Genomic DNA, 22,347 nt, shown 5'->3' with positions numbered 1-22,347 from the left:
ATATTAATGCTTAATGATATTCACGATAAATTGTAACATTATAATCGATTATAATATTTTATTATAAAACCAAGTATATTTATTAAGTGTAAATGCGACCATTAATAATAAACTATTTCCATTCATTTTTTAATAAAATATGGTTAAGTTGCAACCATTGAAGTGCAATAATTGATGCTGCATTATTGATAATTCCATTTTCAACCCATTGGTAAGCCTTTTCTCTACTAATAACATGCACTTTAATATCTTCATTTTCTTCAGCAAGTCCATGAATACCACTTGCTGTTGATGAATCCACTTCGCCAACTATAATATGTAATTTTTCTGTTAAACCGCCTGGAGAAGCTAAATAACTAATTATAGGCTTACAACGACCAATTGAAATACCAGCTTCTTCCATCGCTTCACGCCTTGCAACATCTTCATAGGATTCATTTTTATGATCCATCATTCCTGCAATTAACTCTAGCAGCCATGGGCTCTGTTGCGTTTCTATAGCCGCAATACGAATTTGCTCAATCATTACTACTTTATCGCGCTTAGCATCGTACGCTAACAATACTACAGCATGCCCACGCTCTAAAATTTCTCTTGAGACTTCTTCACTAATTGAACCATCAAATTGACGGTATTTAAAACGATATTCAAATAACGAAAAAAAGCCTTTATATAAAAGACGTTTAGTTAAATTAAATACGTCTTTGTTGTCAAAAAGGATTGGATTATTCTTAATTTTCATATGCCCCCTCAATTTTAGGTTGAATTTTAATAAAAAGTGCGAATAGCGAATAAACTATGCTTACTATATCTTAATTATCTGTTAAAATTATATAAATGAGAATGCTACTATATTTTAATGTTTTTTAAAGAGAAAATTAATGAAAAAAACTTTAACCTTTCTAATCGGCTTAGCCTTAAGCCAATCTGTATTTGCCGAAAATTTGGTACAGGTTTATGAACAAGCTAAGGAAACCAATCCTGATTTGCGCAGTTCATTAGCTGAAAAAGATAAGGCATATTCAGCAATTTCAGGATCGCGTGCAAGTTTACTTCCACAAATTGGTCTAAATGCTTCTTATGGTGTTACGCATGGTCGTCGAGATAGCAGTGGCGTTAAAACTAAAAGCGGCAATTTATACCAATTGACCTTAACACAAAGTATTTTCGATTATTCGAATTGGAAAGTTCTAGACATAACCAAAAAGCAAGCTTCCATCGCTGACATCGCTTACCAATATCAAGGTCAAACATTGATATTAAATACATCTGTCGCTTACTTTAATGTATTAAAAGCACTTGATGCATTAAGTTTTATTGATGCACAAAAAAAAGCCATTGGGCGCCAATTAGAGCAAACTCGCCAACAGCATCAAGTTGGTTTAGTTGCAATTACTGATGTACAAAATGCCCAAGCAAATTACGATCTTACTGTTGCGCAACAAGTTAATGCTTTAAATGATTTAAACAATGCTCTCGAATATTTACGTCAAGTAAGTGGTCGCTTTTATTCTAAATTGGCTACCGTTGATCCTAAAACGTTCCAAGCGGTTGCACCAACTCAAATTAGCACTTTGTTAAAACAATCTGAAATATCTAATCTCAATCTATTAACAATGAAATTAAATCAAGATATTGCGCGTGAGCAAATTAAGCTTGCTCAAGCGGGGCATCTACCTACTGCTAATTTAAATGCTTCAACCAATTTAAACAAAAATGATCGATATGGTAGCAATAGCACGCATACTAAGTCATATTCAGGAAATAATTATGTAGGGATTAACTTAAATATGCCTATTTTTTCTGGTGGTGCTACTATGTCAAAAGTTGATCAAGCACAACATAATTTTGTTAGTTTTAGCGAAAAACTGGAAAGTACTAATCGAAATGTAATCAACCAAGTACGTTCTTCATACAATAATATTTCTTCATCAATCAGTGCTATTAAAGCTTACCAACAAGCTGTTATTTCAGCTGAAAGTTCATTAGAAGCAACAACATCAGGATACCAAGTAGGAACACGAACTATCGTTGATGTATTAAATGCAACTACACAACTTTATAGTTCTAAAAGAAATTTATCAGATGCAAAATATAACTATTTAACTAGTTTGTTACAACTGAAATATGCTGTTGGTACATTAACAGCTGATGATCTTGTCACACTAAATAACATGCTTGGTAATGAAGTTGGTACCTTGGTAACAATTAAATAATTATTTAGAAATAAAGGGCGATTAAATCGCCTTTATTTTTAACTTAAAATCTGGTTATTATCCATTTTTTACGACTTGCACTTACTAAATTTAGTACTCTTCAACCTTATAAAGTTACATAAAATTTTCCTAATCTAATATTTAAAATCCACAATAACTATAATAATCATTGCAATTTTTGATAGGCAATGCCTGTCCGTATATAAAGTATATACCTTTCTAAAAGGTAATATATTTAGCGGCCATTTGTATTGTTAATTTATGCTGCTAAATTGGCGACCAACAAGAAATGATTGAACTTAGCAATATTACTTTTATTGCTATTTCATTTAATCGCTACACTCAATTGCTAACAGTTCTGCGCAATAAAAATCATACTTAATACATCAAACTATTATCTGATTATTGTGAGGGTATTAGTAACTAAATTTTACGCCAAGCGTCTATTGAAAAGCTTGTACAAGAATTGATACAAACTAAAACGTTATTAAAAGCAAAGTCCATCTACAACATAAACTTGAGTTGGAAAAGATTAAATAGATAATAAATACTATATCTTTTATGTTGATTATCTTAAACTGGAGCGAATATATTAAAGAAAGTTTAGGGCAAAATATAATTATGAAATGTTACCCTTTAAAAAAAGAATTTTGGCTAAACCAATTAAATGTTTTTAATAAACGAATAATGAAACTTAACACCCTAATAAATTAAAATATATAATATAGATTCCATACATCTTAACAAACATATTAATTTGTTAAGATGCAGTTTCTATAATAAAGATATCAATTACGAAATTCGCATTCCTGGTTTAGCGCCACTATCTGGTGATAGTAGGTACACACCTTCGCCATCATCTTTACCACTTGCACAAAGCACCATTCCTTCTGAAACACCAAAGCGCATTTTACGAGGTGCTAAGTTAGCAATCATAATAGTTAAACGCCCAATTAACACCTCTGGGTCAGGATAAAACTGCTTGATACCTGAAAGCACGTTACGGGTTTCGTCACCAATATCAAGCGTTAATTGAAGTAATTTATCGGATCCTTCAACAAAACAAGCATGTTTAATTAAAGCAACGCGCATATCGACTTTAGCAAAATCATCAAAATTAATCGTCTCAGCGATAGGTTCAGCAACTTTAGGGTTTACAGGTTGTGCTAATGCAGTTTGTTGTTTTGTTTCTTCAATCATGGTTGTAATTTTATCCATATCAATACGATTAAATAAAGCTTTAAACTGATTAATTTTATGACTTGTTAAAGCATTATCAATTTCGCTCCATTCTAATTTGCTATTTAAAAATGCCTCTGTACGTTCAGCCAATGAAGGCACAATTGGTTTTAAATAAGTCATTAAGATGCGGAATAAGTGAATTCCCATTGAACAAATATCTTGCAATACTTGATCTTGCCCTTCTTGTTTAGCAACCACCCAAGGTGCCTTTTCGTCAATATATCGGTTAGCTTCGTCAGCAAGTGCCATAATTTCACGAATTGCCTTGCCTGATTCGCGTTGTTCAAAATAGTCAGCAATCACTTTTGCTTTTTTAACAAACAAGGAATACAGTTCAGGCTCTGCCACTTTATTTGATAATTTGCCGTCAAAGCGTTTATAAATAAATCCTGCAGAACGCGAAGCTATATTGACAACTTTATTGACTAAATCGCTATTTACTCGTTGCACAAAATCTTCAAGATTTAAGTCAATATCATCAATATGTGAGGATAATTTAGCTGCATAATAATAACGTAAGCAATCAGGATCTAAATGTTTTAGATAGGTACTTGCTTGAATAAAAGTGCCGCGTGATTTAGACATTTTCGCACCATCAACAGTCACATAACCATGTACAAAAATATTGGAAGGCTTACGATATTCGCTACCTTCAAGCATAGCAGGCCAAAATAAGCTGTGAAAATAAACAATATCTTTACCAATAAAGTGATACAGTTCTGTACTTGAATTTTTGTCCCAAAACTCATCAAAAATTGGTTTATTTTTTTTATTACAGTAATTTAAGAAAGATCCCATATAACCAATTGGCGCATCTAACCAAACGTAAAAATACTTACCAGGAGCATCGGGGATCTCAAATCCAAAATAAGGTGCATCACGACTAATATCCCACGGTTGTAAACCAGATTCAAACCACTCTTGCATTTTATTAGCAACTTGATCTTGTAATGTTCCTGAACGAATCCACTCTTGTAACATATTTGAAAAAGCAGGTAGATCAAAAAAGAAGTGCTCAGAATCTTTCATAACAGGTGTAGCACCAGATACTACTGATTGGGGATTAATTAAATCAATTGGATTATAAGTTGCTCCGCAAACTTCACAGTTATCACCATACTGATCTGGTGCTTTACAGCGTGGGCAAGTACCTTTTACAAAACGGTCAGGTAAAAACATCTGTTTTTCAGGATCGAATAGCTGTGAAATAACTTTAGTTTTAATATAGCCATTCGCTTTTAAACGTTTATAAATTTGCTCTGATATCTGACGATTTTCTGGGCTATGTGTTGAATGGTAATTATCATAACTAATATTAAAGCCAGAAAAATCACGTTGATGTTCGGTTTTGACATCACTAATCATCTGCTCTGGAGTAATCCCCAATTGCTGAGCTTTGAGCATAATCGGCGTGCCATGGGCATCGTCAGCACAAATAAAATAGATCTCATTTCCCCGCATACGTTGATAGCGTACCCATACATCAGCTTGAATGTGTTCTAGCATATGACCTAAGTGAATTGCACCATTGGCATAAGGAAGTGCACAAGTCACTAATATTTTGCGTTGAGTTTTCATGTTGATTTATTACCCTTTTTTACATAATGGCAGAAATAGTACATCAATCGTGGGATTATCGCTAGATTTATGCCATAATTTCATAAAATTTATATGCTCAATTTACTTTTCAAACAGCAAATAATCATTTTTTAGTGAGGTAAACCAATAAAATGTACCGCCCTATTATTATTTAATGTTTTTTAGCTTTTGATACAAGGTAATTGGAAATAAAACGAGTATAAATACTGAGGCACAAAGAGATAACCACAATGAATACTGAAGTAAAAAAAATTCTTGAAAATTTTACTCATTCAACGCTAAAAAAAAATTTACTTGAACTTGGCGCAATAAAAGAATGTGAAATAGTTAATCACTGCTTAACTATAAATTTAACAATGCCTTTCGCTTGGCAATCTACTTTTGAAGAATTGAAAAAAATAACCTCTCCAGAATTGCTTAAGCTTAACAGCGTTAATGATATTGACTGGCATATTGAATATAAAATTGCTACTTTAAAACGTGCTAATAACAAAAATGCCATTAATAATATAAAAAACATTATCGCGATAAGCTCAGGAAAAGGCGGCGTTGGAAAATCATCAACAGCGGTCAATCTTGCGCTAGCTTTACAAAAACAGGGGGCTAAAGTAGGGATTTTAGATGCAGATATTTATGGCCCCTCGATCCCAACCATGTTAGGTACAGAAAACCAGCAACCCTTAACACCCGATAATAAACATATGACACCAATAATGGCATATGGGCTTGCAAGCAATTCCATTGGTTATTTAGTTGATTCCGATAGTGCCATGGTATGGCGTGGACCTATGGCAAGTAAAGCTCTATTACAGATTTTACAAGACACGCTTTGGCCAGAACTCGACTATCTTGTCATTGATATGCCTCCAGGCACAGGGGACATCCAATTAACCCTAGCGCAAAACATTCCAGTTACTGCTGCTGTAATTATCACAACGCCTCAAGATATTGCCTTAATCGATGCAAAAAAAGGTATTACCATGTTTAATAAAGTAAACATCCCAACACTAGGAATTATTGAAAACATGAGTTACCACATTTGTGAACATTGTGGACATCATGAGGCCATCTTTGGTGAAGGTGGTGCAAAACGTTTAACTGAACAATATCAAACAAAATTGCTAGGGCAAATTCCACTTCAAAAAATGTTACGCCAAGATCTTGATACAGGAAAGCCCACTGTTATTAACCACCCTGATAGCGAATTTAGCCAACTTTATTATCAAATAGCAGGAAGTATTGCTAGTGAGTTATATTGGCAAGGTGAAGCGATTTTGCCTGATATCCCTTTTAAAACTATATAAATTTAAAATCGATATATTGGCTACTAAATATAATAGCCAATATATCAAGATGAAATTTAAATAATAATGTGTAAATAATCCAGCATTTTTCAATAAATAATTCAAATAATAATCAATATGACACCAATCAGTATCTACTATTTTAAATGACTAAACTCCTCCTTCGCCTTAATTAATTGTTGAGTAAATTCCGAGTTTGTATGTAGCTGAGCCACAACAGCCGCTGCCATAATCTTTGCAGCATCGACATCACTTTGCCAATGATAACCACAAATTACCCGACTTTCGCCTATTTCATAACCACGCTTAAAAATTTCATTTTGTCTCTCTGGATTGATTTCAGCAAGTACTAGCGAAATAGCAAATCCCATTGTAGTATGACCTGATGGATAAGAGCCATTAGTTGATAATGTTTTTTCATCTTCTGGACGACAAGTTGGCTCATTAAAAAAAGAAAATGGTCTAACTCGATTATAAAAATTTTTAGCAGAACGAGTCGCCAGATCACCGGCATCTTCTTTCATCGTAGTAATGAGTTTATAAATCTCGGGAGTTGTAGTTATAGAAATTTCAGATCCAAAAGAGGAGGAAAACTGTTTGGCTATATTATCCTTACTAGAATCAGCATCTAAATAAGCTTGATGTCCTCGTTCAGAATTACGAAGTGACTTACCCCAATCATACATCGCTTTATCCCTAAGAAAATCAACACTATTAAAAGAAGGAGGAGGAGGTAATAAAAATAAACTATTAGGCGATTGATTTTCTGTAAGGTAAAAATCTTGTGGATTAGTCGTCACATCTTTAATATTATTGGCATAAACATTTGTAGATATTAAGACACACATAATAATACTGTTTACAAAGATTTTTTGCATATAAGTTTCCTTATTAAAAAGCACTATAATTCTCGGCAACCAACACCAACAACTTATGATAACTAACCTGCTTATTTAAATAGATTAATTGCCCTATAAGATAAATAAGTAATAAATATTTCTTATTTTAAGCATATCAATGTGGTTATTTAACAACATTCACCAATTAATAGCTTAGTTAATCATAAAAATAATTTCTTTATTAATAAACAAACAAATTTTTTATATGTGATAACTATCACATTTATTTTTATTGAAATTTTTTGACTTATTATTGCTCACTAAATTGAGTAATCAAAAATGTTATTCATTGGATAAATTATCAAATCTAGCATAATATGAATATGACAGCTGAATAATGCTAAATTTATAGTAAATAAAGCTGTAAAACTTTAATAAGTTCACTCTATCGAAACAACGTTATTAGTTACAACACTAAGGAAACTGTTATGCAAAAAAGAGTTAATGAAATCACCATGCGCGGAGCACCTATTACTTTGTTAGGCACACAAATTAAAGTTGGCGACACAGCGCCCAATTTTATCGTGCAAGATTTAAAAATGGAGCCCATTAAATTGTCCGATTTTAAAGGTAAAATCAGAATTATTAATTCGGTTCCATCCATTGATACCTCAGTATGTAGTGCTCAAGTGCATCGCTTTAACGTCGAAGCGGCAAAATTAAAAGACACAGTGATATTTTCAATTAGCGTCGATTTACCTTTTGCCTTAAATCGCTACTGTGCTGCTGAAGGTATTGATGCCGTTAAAGTCACCTCAGATCATAAAGAACTCAACTTTGGTTTAAAATATGGAGTTGTTATTGAAGAGTTGCGATTACTTTCTCGATCTGTATTTGTCATTGATAAAAACGACAAAATTGTTTATGTGGAATATGTCAAAGAAACCTCTTCTGAACCTGATTATGACAAAGTCCTAGCTGCAGTTAAAGCACTAGAATAAATCGCTATAATGAAACATCGCCCTCAAATACTAATATTGGTGGCGATTAAGTTTAAGATTTATTCTTAGCAACTATTTAATAGACAAACATATTCAGTTATAATCAAAAGTAATCTAATATTCCCTCCAAAATCTTAATCATGAATAATAGTATTAACCGATCTCGGGTTTGGTCATCAATTCTTTGTCTTGCATTTGCGGCATTTATTTTTAATACAACGGAATTTGTACCTGTCGGGCTATTACCCAATATTGCTGAAAGCTTTTCAATGGACGTAGCCCATGCTGGATTATTACTCACTATTTATGCGTGGGCTGTTTCGTTATTATCATTGCCACTCACAGTATTAACATCAAAAATGGAACGAAGGAAGCTACTTATCCTTTTATTTTGTCTATTTATAGGTAGTCATATTTTAGCTGGAGTCGCATGGAATTTTTACAGTTTAATGATAGCAAGAATTGGTATTGCTTGTGCACATGCGGTATTTTGGGCAATTACAACACCACTTGCAGTTCGGTTAGCGCCCAATGGTAAAAAAGCTAAAGCAATGGGCTTTATTGTTATTGGCGTATCGATGGCAACCATTCTAGGTATTCCAATTGGCACCATCATAGGACAACTCGTTGGCTGGCGCGTGACTTTTTTATGTATTGCTGGTATCGCTTTTTGCGTGATGATATTACTACTCCGCTTATTGCCTACTGTACCAAGCATGGATATTATCTCTATCAAAGATATTCCAATGGTATTAAAACGCCCAATACTGCTAAACATTTATTTATTAATTGCCATTATTATTGCGGGTCACTTTACTGCCTATACCTATATTACGCCATTCATGAAAAATATTGGTGGATTTAACCAAAATGTTATCGTCCTTTTATTATTAGTTGTAGGTTTTTCTGGAATGATTGGTAGCGTTATTTTTGCAAAATATGCTGAAAAGAATCCAACCGCAATTTTCATCATCCCTATGCTATTACTGATTACTTGCTTATTATCGCTTTATGTCTGTTCATTAACGCTTTATACTGCAATTATTCAATGTTTGATTTGGGGACTTTCCATTACAATTATTGGAATGGTTATGCAAAGTAAAGTAATTGATGCCGCACCCGATGCCACAGATATAGCCACTTCAGTCTATTCTGGTATTTTCAATATTGGAATAGGAGGCGGTGCTTTTATAGGCAGTAAGGTATTAATTTTACTTTCAATTGATTACATTGGTTATGTTGGTGCGTGTTTTGTCATCATCGCACTATTATTATTCTACTTTTTATCTAGAAAATTATGGAATAATAAAACGGTTATTTAAAAACTGTTATGTAAAAAATATTATATAAAAACCTTAGGGTAAGGAAACAGCATTATTTATTTTATAACACAAATAAATAATGCTGAAAATACTAACACTTACCTTATGATTTGCTTAAAGACTCTAACTGCTCCCATCTTTCAAAAACAGCTTCTAATTCAGCCTCTTTATCTGCCAAAGATTGTAAAATTGGACTAGTAATTTCATGAGTTTGATTAAAAAAGTCACTTTGACCAATTTGTGCTTGTAAATCAGTAATCTCTAATTCTAATTGTTCTATTTTGCTTGGTAATTGTGCCAATTCTCGTTGTTCATTATAACTCAGTTTAACTTTCTTTTTAGTGGTTCGCTCACTACTTTGATTATTAGTAGCAGATAATTCTTTTTTAGGTTGCTCAAGTTTATTAACTGTCGTTACTTTAACTGGTTGTGCTTGCTGCTGTTGTTGCAGAGCATCGGCATAACCACCAGCATAAACACCAATATGGCCTTTTTCTTCAAAAAACCAACATTGAGTGACCACATTATCAACAAATTGCCGATCATGACTAACCAACAAGACAGTTCCTTGATAATCATTCACTAACTCTTCTAGCAATTCTAATGTTTCAATATCAAGATCATTGGTCGGTTCATCAAGTATTAATAAATTGCTAGGTTTTAAAAATAGTTTAGCCAGCAATAAACGATTACGCTCCCCTCCAGACAGTGCTCGTACAGGTGTTCTGGCACGTTTAGGCGGAAATAAAAAGTCCTGTAAATAACCAAGTACATGGCGTGATCGGCCATTAACCATGACCTCTTGCTTACCTTCGGCTAAATTATCCATCACCGTTTTTTCAGGATCAAGTTCGAGACGATATTGGTCAAAATAAGCAACTTCAAGCTTTGTGCCACAATGCACACTACCTAATGTTGGTGTCAAATTACCCAACATCAATTTTAATAAAGTTGTTTTACCAACACCATTAGGGCCAATCAGAGCGATCTTATCACCACGTAATACTTGCACAGAAAAATCATTAACTAGTAACTTATCTTCAATCTGATATGTCACATTTTCAAGTTCAAAAACAACTTTTCCTGAACGTAATGCTTCCTCAATTTGCATTTTAGCACTACCCATAACTTGGCGACGCTTGCTATATTCTTGACGCATTGCTTTTAATGCTCGCACTCGCCCTTCATTACGAGTACGACGAGCTTTAATACCTTGTCGGATCCAGACTTCTTCTTGAGCTAATTTTTTATCGAATTCAGCATTTTGTAACTCTTCAACACGCAATGCTTCTTCTTTACCAAGCAAATAATTATCATAATTCCCACTCCAAGACGCAATTTTACCTCGATCCAAATCAATAATACGCGTTGCCATTTGACGAATAAACGAACGATCATGGGAAATAAACACAATACTGCCATTAAAACTTTTCAAAAAATCTTCCAACCATTTAATGGTTTGAATATCCAAATGATTGGTTGGTTCATCAAGCAATAAAACTGTTGGCTGACAAACCAACGCTTTGGCTAATGCGGCTTTACGCAACCACCCACCCGATAACGAAGACAACAACGCATCACCATCAAGCGATAATGAAGAAATAACATTACGAATACGGCTATCTAATTGCCAACCATTTTGATGATCTAACTGTTCTTGCATTTTCGCTAATTTATCTAAGTTACTTTCGCAAGGATCGGACTCTACACGATGTGCTAAATCGTAGTAATCTCGTAATAATTGTGTTTGTTCGTGTAACCCTTCTGCCACAAAATCAAACACGCTGCCTTGCACATCACGAGGAGGATCTTGTTGTAATCGTGAAACAATTACATTATTTTCATAAATGATTTGCCCTTCGTCTAATGGCATTTCTTTATTTAACACTTTAAGTAAAGTCGATTTACCAGCACCATTACGGCCGACAAGGCAAACACGCTCGTTTGGTTCAATAGACATATTGATATGATCAAGCAACGGCGCATCACTAAATGATAGGTAAGCATTTGTAAGGTTAATTAATGACATATTTATGTTTTTATTTGGATAAAAAGTAATAAAGCGTTATTCTATCATAAAGTTGTATCAGCCAATTAAAATCAATTATCAAAGATATAATAAAATTCTTTACTAATGTAAGATTCTTTATTTTTTCTTAAGAAGGATAAGAATGCTGTATTTATTGATCATTTAAAAATATTAATAATATTTAGATAAGGAGATTTCTATGAGTCATATGTGGACATTTCAGCGTGTAGGCGGATTAGATCAAGTTGTATTTAAAAATGCCAAAGATATAATCAATTTGCCAGAATTAGATCCTAAATTGTGGGTTGCTCTCAGTTGCCCAACAACTGGATTAGATTTTGATAAAAAAACGCTAGCATTACTTGATTCAGATAAAGATGGGCGCATCCGAATTCCCGATATTTTAGATGCAATTAGTTGGACTAGAGATAAAATAATTTCATTTGATAGTATTTTAAACACAAGTGAAACACTACCATTATCACAAATTAATACATCAACTCCGCAAGGAAAAAAACTATCGGTCACCGCTCAAAGTATTTTAGCTAGCTTGAATAAAAATAACGTGGATTATTTAACGCAAGATGATATACAGAAATCTATTAAAATCAATGAGAATAAACTTTACAATGGTGATTTAATCTTTCCTGCATCAAGCGAATTATCACCAGACATGCAAATGTTTATTAAAACGGCGATCAAAACTATCGGCGCACAAAAAGACATGAGTGGACAAGATGGTATTAATTTAGATATTGCTAAAACTTTTGTTGCAAATCTAAAAATATGGCAACAATGGCAAAAGGATATAAGCAATTTCCAAACACCTTTTGGGGAAAACACTGCAGAAACTTGGAAATTAGTGCAAATGTTAACACCTAAAATTGACGACTACTTTTTGCGTGTCGAATTAGCACAATACGCCCCACAAGCACAAACAGCACTTAACGTTGACGAAAAATATATTGTACCAACCGAAAATGGTTTATTGTCTGATGAAGCATTAGCTGAGCTACCTCTATCTAAAATTGATACAACTGATGCTCTCGATCTGGTTAATGGGCTTAATCCGCTTTGGAAAACTAAAATTGGGCGATTTAAAACCTTAGTTGCTTCAACATTATCAACCCCAGACAAACTCACACAACAAGAATGGCAAAATATAAAAAATAGTCTTGAAAATTATACTACGCTAATAAGTTCTAAACCTGAATTGTCAAAATTAGATGTCACAACTCAACCAACAGAAAGTATTGAAGATATACCAACCAAATTGATTACTAGCATGGCTAATGATGAATTACTTACTAAATTCGAAAAAATGGTTGAACAAGATAATAAAACCTCTATTTCAGCATCAGATGTACTGATTTTAGAAAAGTTAGTCCTATTTCATAAGCATCTTTATCGCTTGCTGATTAATTTTGTTTCCTTTGCAGACTTTTTCATCCCAACAACTCGAGCCGCATTTCAACTTGGTAAACTTTACATAGATGGCCGCTGTGCAAACCTTTGTGTTGCGGTCGACAATATAGCCAAACACTCAACCATGGCAAATTATTCTGAGCTTTGTTTACTTTATTGTGAATGTACACGACATGGTCAAAAACAACTGATTGCCGCAGCGATGACTGCCGGACAAGGAGATTTGTTAATAGAAGGTAGAAATGGCGTATTTATCGACAATGAAGGGAATGATTGGGATGCCAATGTAGTTAAAATAATCACTAAACCAATTAGCATTCAGCAAGCAATTTTGGCACCTTACCAACGTATTGGACGTTGTATTACTGAACAAATTAATAAATGGGCAAGCAGTAAAGATGCCGATGTTGAAAAATCAAGTGAACAAGCACTCCAAAACCCAGTAAATAAATTTGATATTGGCAAAAGCGTTGGAATTTTTGCTGCAATTGGTTTAGCAGTTGGTGCAATTGGCACGGCATTAGCCTCGATTTTTCAAGCAATATTTTCACTCACTTGGTGGCAGCTCCCTTTGTCGTTTATTGGGTTATTCCTGATTATTTCTGGTCCATCTGTTATTTTGGCATGGCTAAAATTACGACGAAGAACGTTAGGACCACTGCTTGAAGCATCTGGTTGGGCTATTAATGGACAAGTAAAAATTAATCTAATGTTAGGTAGATTACTCACTAGTAAAGCCGAACTACCTACAAATGCAAAACGTAATTTGCGTGACCCAATGAAGCAACGCCATAAAAAATTAAATATCATTTTTGTATTAGCAATGTTATTAGGAATTGGCACAACTGCAGGCTGGCTATGGCATGAAGGTTATATTGACCGTTACATCGAACCACTAAAACAACAAACTCAAAATAACATCGATACAAATGCCGACAAATAAAAATGGCTAGACATAACAAACTACCAATAAATAATTCCACCGACAACCTTCGGTGGAATTGCTAGCCATTAAGGCTGATAAACAGGAAAGCGTCGACAAATAGCTAAAACTTTCTCTTTTACTTCTTGTATGTTTTGCTCATCATCAATATTATCTAAAACATCACAAATCCAATTGGCCAAATCGCATGATTCGGCTTCTTTAAAACCTCGACGAGTAATAGCTGGTGTACCAATACGCACACCTGATGTTACAAATGGACTTTGCGGATCTTTAGGTACACTATTTTTATTGACGGTAATATTGGCACAGCCCAAAGCGGCATCAGCTTCTTTGCCGGTGATATTTTTATCAACTAGATCAATTAAAAATAAATGATTGTGTGTTTCACCCGATACTACTTTAAAACCACGTTTTAAAATCACTTCAACCATGACCTTAGCATTTTTCACTACTTGCTGTTGATATTCTTTATAAGCGGGCTCCATTGCTTCTTTTAAAGCAACTGCTTTAGCGGCAATTACATGCATTAAAGGACCACCTTGCGTCCCTGGGAAAACAGCCGAATTCAACTTTTTGTATAACTCTTCACTACCATTTTTTGCTAAAATCAAGCCCCCTCTTGGACCACCTAAGGTTTTATGAGTTGTAGTAGTAACAACGTGAGCATAAGGAACTGGATTTGGATAAACCCCTGCTGCAACTACCCCCGCCACATGCGCCATATCCACAAATAAATAAGCCCCGACATTATCAGCAATTTCGCGCATACGTTTCCAATCAATTACTCCAGAATAGGCTGAAAACCCACCTATGATCATTTTTGGTTTTGATTCTTTAGCAATTTTAGCTAACTGCTGATAATCAATATGTCCAGTATCATCAACGCCATAAGAAACAACGTTATAAAGCTTTCCGGAAAAACTAACTGGGGAACCATGAGTCAAATGACCGCCTTCAGATAAATTCATACCCAATACAGTATCGCCCGTTTTTAAAAGTGCCATATAAACTGCAAAATTAGCTTGTGAACCTGAATGAGGTTGCACATTAGCATAATCAGCACCAAATAAAGTCTTAGCGCGCTCAATTGCCAATTTTTCAACAATATCAACATATTCACAGCCACCGTAATAACGTTTTCCAGGATAACCTTCAGCATATTTATTGGTGAGTTGCGAGCCTTGAGCTTGCATTACTCGTGGACTGGTATAGTTTTCTGATGCGATCAGTTCAAGATGATCTTCCTGACGCTGCTCTTCGCCTTTAATTGCATCCCATAATTCCTTATCATAATCAGTAATGGTCATTTTTTTACTAAACATGTTGACTCCTTCTTATTAATCACATTAGCCTTTAATTTCATTGATAAATTTATTTGCACAAAAATTACCTTTGTTATCCTTACTTATTCATCACGTTATTTCAATATTTTTTATTCTATATAAATAATTTTCATCTAAAATAGATTATCAAAAAATAACTTGATTATACTAAGTAGCCTATTGCATTTGTGCAATTTAACGCTTAAAACAGTCCAATGTTTTCAAAAAATTGTTTTAGAATATTACAACCAAGAGCTGGATAAAAATAATTTAACTTTTATCAGAGTAAAAATAAAATAATTAGCGATTTTTATTTTTTATAGTATTACGGATATACTTATACAAAAATTAATTATTGAGTCTTAAGATCTATGCCTATATCGACCTTAGTTGTTATACCTCTTTTCATTATTACTATCGTTTTCGCATCATTGTTTAAAAAAAAGAAGTTACAATTACTAATTATAACGATAATGACTGTATTTATTGTAATGGAACTAACCTCTATCTATTTCAGTGGTGGTTTTATTGATTATCAATTTTATGTCAATTTAAACGTCAACGATATTATTGAAGGGTTATTTATTTTCAAATTACAAGCTAGTTTAGTTATTATCGTATTCTCTTTCTTGATATTTCTTTTATTAAAATTAGTCAACATTTTTAGCAATAAATGTCGAATATTAATTCGTTTATTATTAGCATTTATTTCATTTATTTCAATTAGTTATCATAATGGACCTTTAAGCCATTTATATGAAATCTATCAGGTAATCAATTCTCCTTGTAAGCCATTTAATGAAGCGCTGCAATCACTTAATATGATTGATTATCCTAATAAAGATCAAATTGTTAGTACTAAAGGTAAAAACATTATCATTTTATCATTAGAATCTTTTGAACAAGGTTTCTTTGATTTTCACGATATAACTCCTAATTTACAAAAATTACGCCAGAACTATACCTTTTTTGCTGACATGCCAATGAGCCGAGGAAGTACATGGACTACAGCATCAATGTACACTTATATGACAGGTATGCCTTTTTTAATTGGTGGATTTACAACTTCGCCATTAATAAAAGCAAATGAAACAAGATTAGTTAGTTTAGGTGATGTGCTTAAAAAAGCTGGTTATCAGACACGTTATGTAATGGCAAACCCAGATTTTGCTGGTATTGGACACATTGCAGAAATTTTGGGTATACAAGTTGTTTCAGAAAAAAATTATATAGATCAATACCCAAAAGCACCATTTGGTCTTTATGACAAAGATATCTTTGACATAGCTAAAAAACAAATTACAGAAATGCGTCAAACTGATAAACCATTTGCATTATTTGTGTCAACTGTTTCAACACATGCCCCAAATGGTTTTTATGATGAACGAATGCAATCAGTTATTTCACCTAAAAAAGACAATATGTCTTTTGTTGCTGCCTCACTAGATCATAATTTAGGAGCTTTTATTCAATACTTAAAAGATGAAGGTATCTTAAATAATACTGTATTTTATATCTTCCCAGATCATTTAATGATGGGCTCAGGCACTCCAACAATTAGTCATCTGTCCGAAAAGGAACGTAAATTATATTTGCTCACTAATGCTAAAATAAATAATTTACAAAAAAAAACCAATCAAAGAATCTACCAAATAGATTTACCGCGCTTAATTTTAAACGGTGCACAAATTGAAAGTAATGCCAAATTTCTAACAGACTATTTAACAGAGCCTAATTTCGATAAGAAAAAATTTATTGAACAAAATAAATCTAATATAGCAACACTTAATTATTCTGCTGAAAAATATGAATAAACTAATAGTTAATGCATTAAATAACTAATCTAGAAACTGAATATTTTCATAAATTAGGATGATATACAAGTATCTTTTTTACTTTTTATTTTTAGTGCTTTGGATTCTTGGTAATTTTTTCAATTATTAATATAGACTTAATAAGATATCCGCCAAAATTTTATTTATATATTATAATAGCAAAAACTAACCAATTGGTTTTTAAAATAGACATTGTTATTTAAATATTTATATATTAAAAATATAGGATACTTTATTTTTGAATATTAAAAGGTTAATTGCTAAACTGTAACACATTATATTAATATCTATTTATAAGTTAATTACTATTCATAAGTAAAATAGTTACTGTTTAAATAATTTCCATAGGTTAATTGAAATGGATGAATTACTAAGATATGGTCGAGAGCTTCTTGAACTAGAATTAAACGAAGCTCAAAAACTACCCGATCGTCTGGGAGAAGATTTTATTAAAGCTTGCCAACTTATTTTGGCAACTAAAGGAAAAGTGGTTGTATCAGGCATTGGAAAATCTGGACATATAGGTAAAAAAATTGCAGCTTCATTAGCAAGTACAGGTAGTCCTGCTTTTTTTATGCATCCTACAGAGGCTCTACATGGTGATTTAGGTATGGTTTCTGAAAATGATGTTGCTATCTTAATTTCTTATTCTGGTCGTGCCAAAGAATTTAATTTCATTTTACCAATACTCGCTTCAATAAATGTTCCTGTTATTGCCATAACAGGAGGATTAAACTCACCACTAGCTAAATCAGCACAAGCAGTGCTTGATATTTCAATTGAAAAAGAAGCCTGCCCAATGGGCCTTGCTCCCACTTCAAGTTCAACTAACACTTTACTAATGGGAGATGCTCTTGTTATTACAGTAATGCGAGCTAGAGGTTTCAAAGAAGAAGATTTCGCACGTTCGCATCCTGGTGGCAATTTAGGAGTAAAATTACTCAATCAAGTAAAAGATGTTATGCGAAAAGGTGACTTAATCCCCAAAATTTCAAAGTCTTCCACAGTTCTTGATGCTATGTTAGAATTAAGCCGAACAGGAGTAGGTTTAGTAACCATATGTCAAGATGATAATAAAATTATTGGTGTATTTACTGATGGCGATTTACGTAGATTATTACTAAAAAACGGTACATTACATGATAGCATCTTATCTGTAATGACCACTCCAGGTTACAGAATTCCAGAAAATTGGAAAGCGACAGAAGCGTTAAAATCATTTAATTATCACAATATTACTGCTGCGCCAGTTGTCAATGCCAAAGATGAATTAGTTGGTGCTTTAAGTATTCATGATTTACACCAAGCGGGAATAAGCTAAAACTATTGATAAATACCTATTGCAAAAAGGGGCTATCTATTGAGATAATTACCAACCTAAATTTTTGTCGTATAAGACGGAGATCCAAGAAAAAGTTACACAATTTATTTTGTGCATGATTTTTCGAATCATAACAAAATAATATTGTGTTGTATATTTAACCAAAATTAATAGATGATGAAACTACAATGGCAGAAAAGCGAAATATCTTTCTAATTGGCCCAATGGGGGCAGGAAAAAGCACAATAGGCCGACAAATTGCACAACAGTTAGGCATGGAATTTTTTGACTCAGATCAAGAGATCGAAAAACGTACTGGAGCTGATATTGCCTGGATTTTTGACTTAGAAGGTGAAGATGGATTCCGCGCCAGAGAAGAAAAAATTATTAATGAATTAACAGAAAAACAAGGCGTAGTGCTCGCAACTGGCGGGGGATCAGTCTTATCTAAAGAGACTAGAAACCGATTATCAGCTCGTGGGATCGTAGTTTATTTAGAAACAACCATTGAAAAACAAATGGCAAGAACACAAAAAGATAAACGACGCCCATTACTACAGGGTGCCAATACACCCCGTGAGCTTTATGAAGAGCTCGCAGATGAACGAGAACCGCTTTACGAAGAGATTGCAGACATTACAATTAAAACTGATGAGCAAAGTGCTAAAGGTGTTGCAGGTTATATTATTGATAAAATAGAACAAATTTAAAAAATTTGTTTACAATAATATAATGATAAACGGGCAGCTCTCATAAGTAGTAATATGGTTGTTAGTAAGTTAAGGGGTGAATATGCGTGTAGATAAAAATGATCGTTATGTATCAGAAAAAGCGAATAAGAACTCTACAACTTCATTTAAATTACCAAGTTTATTTCAAGATTTTCCAAAGAGAAAACTGATCATTCTTGGTTTTGCTGTGATAATGATTTTTATATCGCTCATCTTGATGATATATAGCTATTCAAAACAAAGTAAGCGAACGGAATTAACACCATCGGTTATCAATGATTTGCCATCAACAAATTTTGATAGCGACAACAATACGTCATCCTCCTTAACTAAAAGGGAATCTATTGCCACTAATAATTCCCAAGCTATAAGTTCAAAGAGTCAGACTAACTCTCAAACTGAAACAACATTAAATCAAACATCAGGTAAGCAAGAGCAGCCTAAAAATATAAAAAACATTACCAATAAAGGAAAAGATATTGATAATCGAAACATAAAATCAAATATGGATTCATTAATAGCAGATGAAAATAATGGCGTTAGTAGTTTGAATAATAAATTTAGTTCACAAATAATATCAAATAATTATCCTCTTACAGAAGAATCTAGTCATAAAGGGGAAAATACTAAATTAGATAAAAATAGTAATTTGGAGGACAACTATTATGCGATTCAACTTAGCGCATCTTCATCTGCTGAAAATTTAAAGAAATTTGCCATACAAAACAATATAAGTAACTATCAAATTTATAAAACAAAACATAACAACAGCACATGGTTTGTATTAATTGAAGGCAATTATTCATCATATGATGAAGCAAACAGAGCGATAAAATCTTTGCCGAATGCACTACAAAAAAATAACCCATGGGTTAAATCTAGTGCAGCGATTAATAAAGAAAAGGCAGTAAAGTAAAGGATATAGTTCATTTATCCTACCAATATCAAAATAGGAGTATCCGTTGAAAAAACAACGAGCCTTTTTAAAATGGGCTGGAGGAAAATATGAGCTTGTAGACACTATTAGGCAGTATCTACCAAACGGTGATCAACTCATTGAACCTTTTGTTGGGGCAGGTTCTGTCTTCTTAAACACAAACTACAAAAGCTATATTTTGGCTGATATTAATCATGATTTAATTGAATTATTTAATTTATTAAAAACTAAACCAGATCAGTTTATCTGCGATCTAAAATCGTTATTTGACCCTCAGAATAATCAACCTGAGGCATTTTATCAGCTGCGCAATGTTTTTAATCATAGCAAAGATCAATATCTACGTTCTCTACTATTTGTATATTTAAATCGTCACTGCTATAACGGATTGTGTCGATATAATAATAGTGGTTTATTTAACGTACCATTTGGTCGATACAAAACAATCTATTTCCCAGAGAAAGAGCTAAATTTTTTCGCGCAAAAAGCGCAAAATGCCATATTCATTTGTGCTCCTTATCAAGATGTGATGAAAAAAGCGCAACGGAATTCTGTGATATATTGTGATCCACCTTATCTATCACCAAACGAATCGGTTGGATTTACAGCATATTATTCAAATAGTTTTGGATATGATGAACATAAAAAATTATCAAAATTAGCCGAAAAGATAGCTTATAAAAAAGATATTCCTGTACTTGTATCAAATCATGATACAAATTATACAAGAACTTTATATAGCAAAGCTCGTCATCTTTATCGAGCAGAAATGCGACGTTCAATTAGTTGTGCCGGCGAAGGCAGAAAAAAAATTGATGAAATTTTAGCATTATACAAAAAATCTTAGCTTAGCTTTAGTATAATAATAAGAAGATTTTATCAATAGAGGGATTGTTATGAACGAATTTATTATTGCACCATCAATTCTATCAGCTGATTTTGCTCGTCTTGGTGAAGATACTCAAAAAGTATTAGATGCAGGTGCAGATGTTGTACATTTTGATGTCATGGACAATCATTTTGTGCCTAATCTCACTATGGGCTCAATGTTTTGTAAAGCATTGCGAGATTATGGCATAAAAGCCCCTATTGATGTTCACTTAATGGCATCTCCTGTTGAAGAGTTGATCGTATCTTTTGCTAAAGCCGGAGCTACAAATATATCAATCCATCCAGAATCTACAATTCATCTAGACCGTTCATTGCAATTAATTAAAGATCATGGCTGTCACGCTGGTATTGTGTTTAATCCTACCACGCCGCTTGATTATTTAGATTATTCAATTGATAAAGTAGATATTATTTTATTAATGAGCGTTAATCCTGGTTTTGGTGGACAATCATTTATTTCTTCAACTTTAAAAAAATTACAACAAGCAAAACAACGTATACTTGAATCAGATAGGAACATTCGTTTAGCAGTCGATGGTGGAATAAAAGTTGACAATATAGCCCAAATAGCTAAAGCTGGTGCAGATATGTTTGTAGTAGGTTCAGCTATATTTAACCAACCCAATTATAAAACGGTCATCGATGCAATGCGAAAAGAATTAGCAGGAGTGTAATATGCATAAATTAGACAATATTCAAGCAATAGCATTTGATTTAGATGGTACACTTGTTGATAGTGTTCCTGGCCTTGCTCTTGCAACACAAAACATGTTAGTTGATTTACAATTACCAACAGTTACTAATGAACAAATTAAAAATTGGGTTGGTAACGGTATTGATATCATGTTAAAACGTGTTTTTAAAGCTATCGAAGTCGATCCATCAGAAGCCCTCTTTATACAAGCTAGAGATATTTTTAACTGTCATTATGATCAGGTTATCGATGTTGGAACGAAATTATTTCCTAACGTCAAGGAAACCTTAAAAACACTTTATACTAGCCAATATCCATTGGCATTGGTCACTAATAAACCAGCAAAATTTCTACCTGATCTACTCACTTCTTTAGGAATTAAAGAGTATTTCTCGCTAGTGCTTGGTGGTGGAGATGTAATAAAATTAAAACCACATCCTGCTCCATTATATCAAGTTATGGCAACATTTGGATTATTTAACAATCAACTACTTTTTGTGGGTGACTCTAAAAATGATATCACAGCAGCTAAAAATGCCAATTGCCCAACAGTGGCATTAAGTTATGGATATAATTATGGTATTTCGATTGCTACAAGTGAACCAGACTTTTTATTTGATGATTTTAAAGATATATTAACGATATTACCTCAGCCTAAAGCTGACGAAAAATATAATTAACACATATTAGGAA

17 protein-coding genes are annotated in these 22,347 nt (G+C 33.2%); 12 read left to right on the top strand and 5 right to left on the bottom strand.

From position 1 onward, the window contains the following. Positions 1-112 precede the first annotated feature (112 nt). Entirely contained in the window at positions 113-742 is a 630-nt protein-coding gene (nudF, locus tag A9G36_RS08715) for an ADP-ribose diphosphatase (RefSeq protein WP_034943989.1), read from the bottom strand. A 139-nt stretch (positions 743-881) separates the two neighbouring features. Here nudF and tolC point away from each other — a divergent pair, with 139 nt between their 5' ends. Beyond that, on the top strand, positions 882-2,216 hold the full coding sequence (gene tolC, locus A9G36_RS08710; RefSeq protein WP_051825042.1) for an outer membrane channel protein TolC: 1,335 nt from the start codon (positions 882-884) through the stop codon (positions 2,214-2,216). Positions 2,217-3,008: 792 nt separating this feature from the next. On the opposite strand, the gene metG is transcribed toward tolC, so the two are convergent. Then, entirely contained in the window at positions 3,009-5,036 is a 2,028-nt protein-coding gene (gene metG / locus A9G36_RS08705) for a methionine--tRNA ligase (protein ID WP_065569442.1), read from the bottom strand. 251 nt (positions 5,037-5,287) lie between these two features. On the opposite strand from metG, the gene apbC reads away from it, so the two are divergent. Beyond that, entirely contained in the window at positions 5,288-6,361 is a 1,074-nt protein-coding gene (apbC, locus tag A9G36_RS08700; RefSeq protein WP_065569443.1) for an iron-sulfur cluster carrier protein ApbC, read from the top strand. A gap of 137 nt (positions 6,362-6,498) precedes the next feature. Here the strand turns inward: apbC and A9G36_RS08695 are convergent, their stop codons facing one another. Continuing rightward, the gene (locus tag A9G36_RS08695; protein WP_065569444.1) at positions 6,499-7,239 is read right to left on the bottom strand and encodes an acid phosphatase; all 741 of its coding nucleotides are present in this window, start codon (positions 7,237-7,239) and stop codon (positions 6,499-6,501) included. 449 nt (positions 7,240-7,688) lie between these two features. On the opposite strand from A9G36_RS08695, the gene tpx reads away from it, so the two are divergent. Beyond that, entirely contained in the window at positions 7,689-8,201 is a 513-nt protein-coding gene (tpx, locus tag A9G36_RS08690; RefSeq protein ID WP_065569445.1) for a thiol peroxidase, read from the top strand. Positions 8,202-8,341: 140 nt separating this feature from the next. Further along, positions 8,342-9,523 (top strand): sugar transporter, encoded by a 1,182-nt coding sequence (locus A9G36_RS08685; protein ID WP_034915274.1) that lies wholly within the window; start codon positions 8,342-8,344, stop codon positions 9,521-9,523. Between the two features lie 103 nt (positions 9,524-9,626). Here the strand turns inward: A9G36_RS08685 and A9G36_RS08680 are convergent, their stop codons facing one another. Further along, positions 9,627-11,552, bottom strand: a complete 1,926-nt coding sequence (locus tag A9G36_RS08680; RefSeq protein ID WP_065574216.1) for an ABC transporter ATP-binding protein — start codon at positions 11,550-11,552, stop codon at positions 9,627-9,629. A gap of 199 nt (positions 11,553-11,751) precedes the next feature. Here A9G36_RS08680 and A9G36_RS08675 point away from each other — a divergent pair, with 199 nt between their 5' ends. Continuing rightward, a complete protein-coding gene (locus A9G36_RS08675) occupies positions 11,752-13,920 on the top strand; it encodes a hypothetical protein (protein WP_065569447.1) in 2,169 nt (722 codons plus the stop codon). 68 nt (positions 13,921-13,988) lie between these two features. Here A9G36_RS08675 and glyA read toward each other — a convergent pair whose 3' ends face one another. Further along, positions 13,989-15,245, bottom strand: coding sequence for a serine hydroxymethyltransferase (gene glyA, locus A9G36_RS08670; RefSeq protein ID WP_065585639.1), 1,257 nt, complete (start codon positions 15,243-15,245; stop codon positions 13,989-13,991). 473 nt (positions 15,246-15,718) lie between these two features. Between glyA and A9G36_RS08665 the strand changes: the two genes are divergently transcribed. From A9G36_RS08665 to A9G36_RS08635, 7 genes are all read left to right on the top strand, one after another. Continuing rightward, complete coding sequence (locus A9G36_RS08665) at positions 15,719-17,059, top strand: LTA synthase family protein (RefSeq protein ID WP_065574215.1); 1,341 nt, start codon at positions 15,719-15,721, stop codon at positions 17,057-17,059. Between the two features lie 379 nt (positions 17,060-17,438). Then, entirely contained in the window at positions 17,439-18,401 is a 963-nt protein-coding gene (gene gutQ / locus A9G36_RS08660; RefSeq protein ID WP_034944025.1) for an arabinose-5-phosphate isomerase GutQ, read from the top strand. 188 nt (positions 18,402-18,589) lie between these two features. Next, complete coding sequence (gene aroK / locus A9G36_RS08655; protein ID WP_034944028.1) at positions 18,590-19,111, top strand: shikimate kinase AroK; 522 nt, start codon at positions 18,590-18,592, stop codon at positions 19,109-19,111. Between the two features lie 82 nt (positions 19,112-19,193). Then, the gene (locus A9G36_RS08650) at positions 19,194-20,048 is read left to right on the top strand and encodes an SPOR domain-containing protein (RefSeq protein ID WP_065569451.1); all 855 of its coding nucleotides are present in this window, start codon (positions 19,194-19,196) and stop codon (positions 20,046-20,048) included. A gap of 46 nt (positions 20,049-20,094) precedes the next feature. Beyond that, a complete protein-coding gene (locus A9G36_RS08645) occupies positions 20,095-20,916 on the top strand; it encodes a Dam family site-specific DNA-(adenine-N6)-methyltransferase (protein ID WP_034944036.1) in 822 nt (273 codons plus the stop codon). Positions 20,917-20,965: 49 nt separating this feature from the next. Further along, a complete protein-coding gene (gene rpe, locus A9G36_RS08640; RefSeq protein WP_034944040.1) occupies positions 20,966-21,634 on the top strand; it encodes a ribulose-phosphate 3-epimerase in 669 nt (222 codons plus the stop codon). Position 21,635: 1 nt separating this feature from the next. Beyond that, complete coding sequence (locus A9G36_RS08635) at positions 21,636-22,334, top strand: phosphoglycolate phosphatase (RefSeq protein ID WP_034944043.1); 699 nt, start codon at positions 21,636-21,638, stop codon at positions 22,332-22,334. Positions 22,335-22,347 lie beyond the last annotated feature (13 nt).

The sequence above is a fragment of the Gilliamella sp. Choc6-1 genome (genome assembly GCF_001690385.1).
Classification (GTDB): Bacteria; Pseudomonadota; Gammaproteobacteria; order Enterobacterales; family Orbaceae; genus Gilliamella; species Gilliamella apicola_A.
Note: the sequence above shows the minus strand (reverse complement) of the source record. Positions and strands in the feature narration are given on the sequence as shown.

Bases quoted from the DNA above. Each gene is read 5' to 3' on its own strand.
- nudF (WP_034943989.1), bottom strand. From the start codon at position 742: ATGAAAATTAAGAATAATCCAATCCTTTTTGACAACAAAGACGTATTT.
- A9G36_RS08695 (WP_065569444.1), bottom strand. From the start codon at position 7,239: ATGCAAAAAATCTTTGTAAACAGTATTATTATGTGTGTCTTAATATCT.
- apbC (WP_065569443.1), top strand. From the start codon at position 5,288: ATGAATACTGAAGTAAAAAAAATTCTTGAAAATTTTACTCATTCAACG.
- A9G36_RS08635 (WP_034944043.1), top strand. From the start codon at position 21,636: ATGCATAAATTAGACAATATTCAAGCAATAGCATTTGATTTAGATGGT.
- tolC (WP_051825042.1), top strand. From the start codon at position 882: ATGAAAAAAACTTTAACCTTTCTAATCGGCTTAGCCTTAAGCCAATCT.
- tpx (WP_065569445.1), top strand. From the start codon at position 7,689: ATGCAAAAAAGAGTTAATGAAATCACCATGCGCGGAGCACCTATTACT.
- A9G36_RS08685 (WP_034915274.1), top strand. From the start codon at position 8,342: ATGAATAATAGTATTAACCGATCTCGGGTTTGGTCATCAATTCTTTGT.
- glyA (WP_065585639.1), bottom strand. From the start codon at position 15,245: ATGTTTAGTAAAAAAATGACCATTACTGATTATGATAAGGAATTATGG.
- A9G36_RS08650 (WP_065569451.1), top strand. From the start codon at position 19,194: ATGCGTGTAGATAAAAATGATCGTTATGTATCAGAAAAAGCGAATAAG.
- metG (WP_065569442.1), bottom strand. From the start codon at position 5,036: ATGAAAACTCAACGCAAAATATTAGTGACTTGTGCACTTCCTTATGCC.
- A9G36_RS08675 (WP_065569447.1), top strand. From the start codon at position 11,752: ATGAGTCATATGTGGACATTTCAGCGTGTAGGCGGATTAGATCAAGTT.
- gutQ (WP_034944025.1), top strand. From the start codon at position 17,439: ATGGATGAATTACTAAGATATGGTCGAGAGCTTCTTGAACTAGAATTA.
- A9G36_RS08680 (WP_065574216.1), bottom strand. From the start codon at position 11,552: ATGTCATTAATTAACCTTACAAATGCTTACCTATCATTTAGTGATGCG.
- aroK (WP_034944028.1), top strand. From the start codon at position 18,590: ATGGCAGAAAAGCGAAATATCTTTCTAATTGGCCCAATGGGGGCAGGA.
- rpe (WP_034944040.1), top strand. From the start codon at position 20,966: ATGAACGAATTTATTATTGCACCATCAATTCTATCAGCTGATTTTGCT.
- A9G36_RS08665 (WP_065574215.1), top strand. From the start codon at position 15,719: ATGACTGTATTTATTGTAATGGAACTAACCTCTATCTATTTCAGTGGT.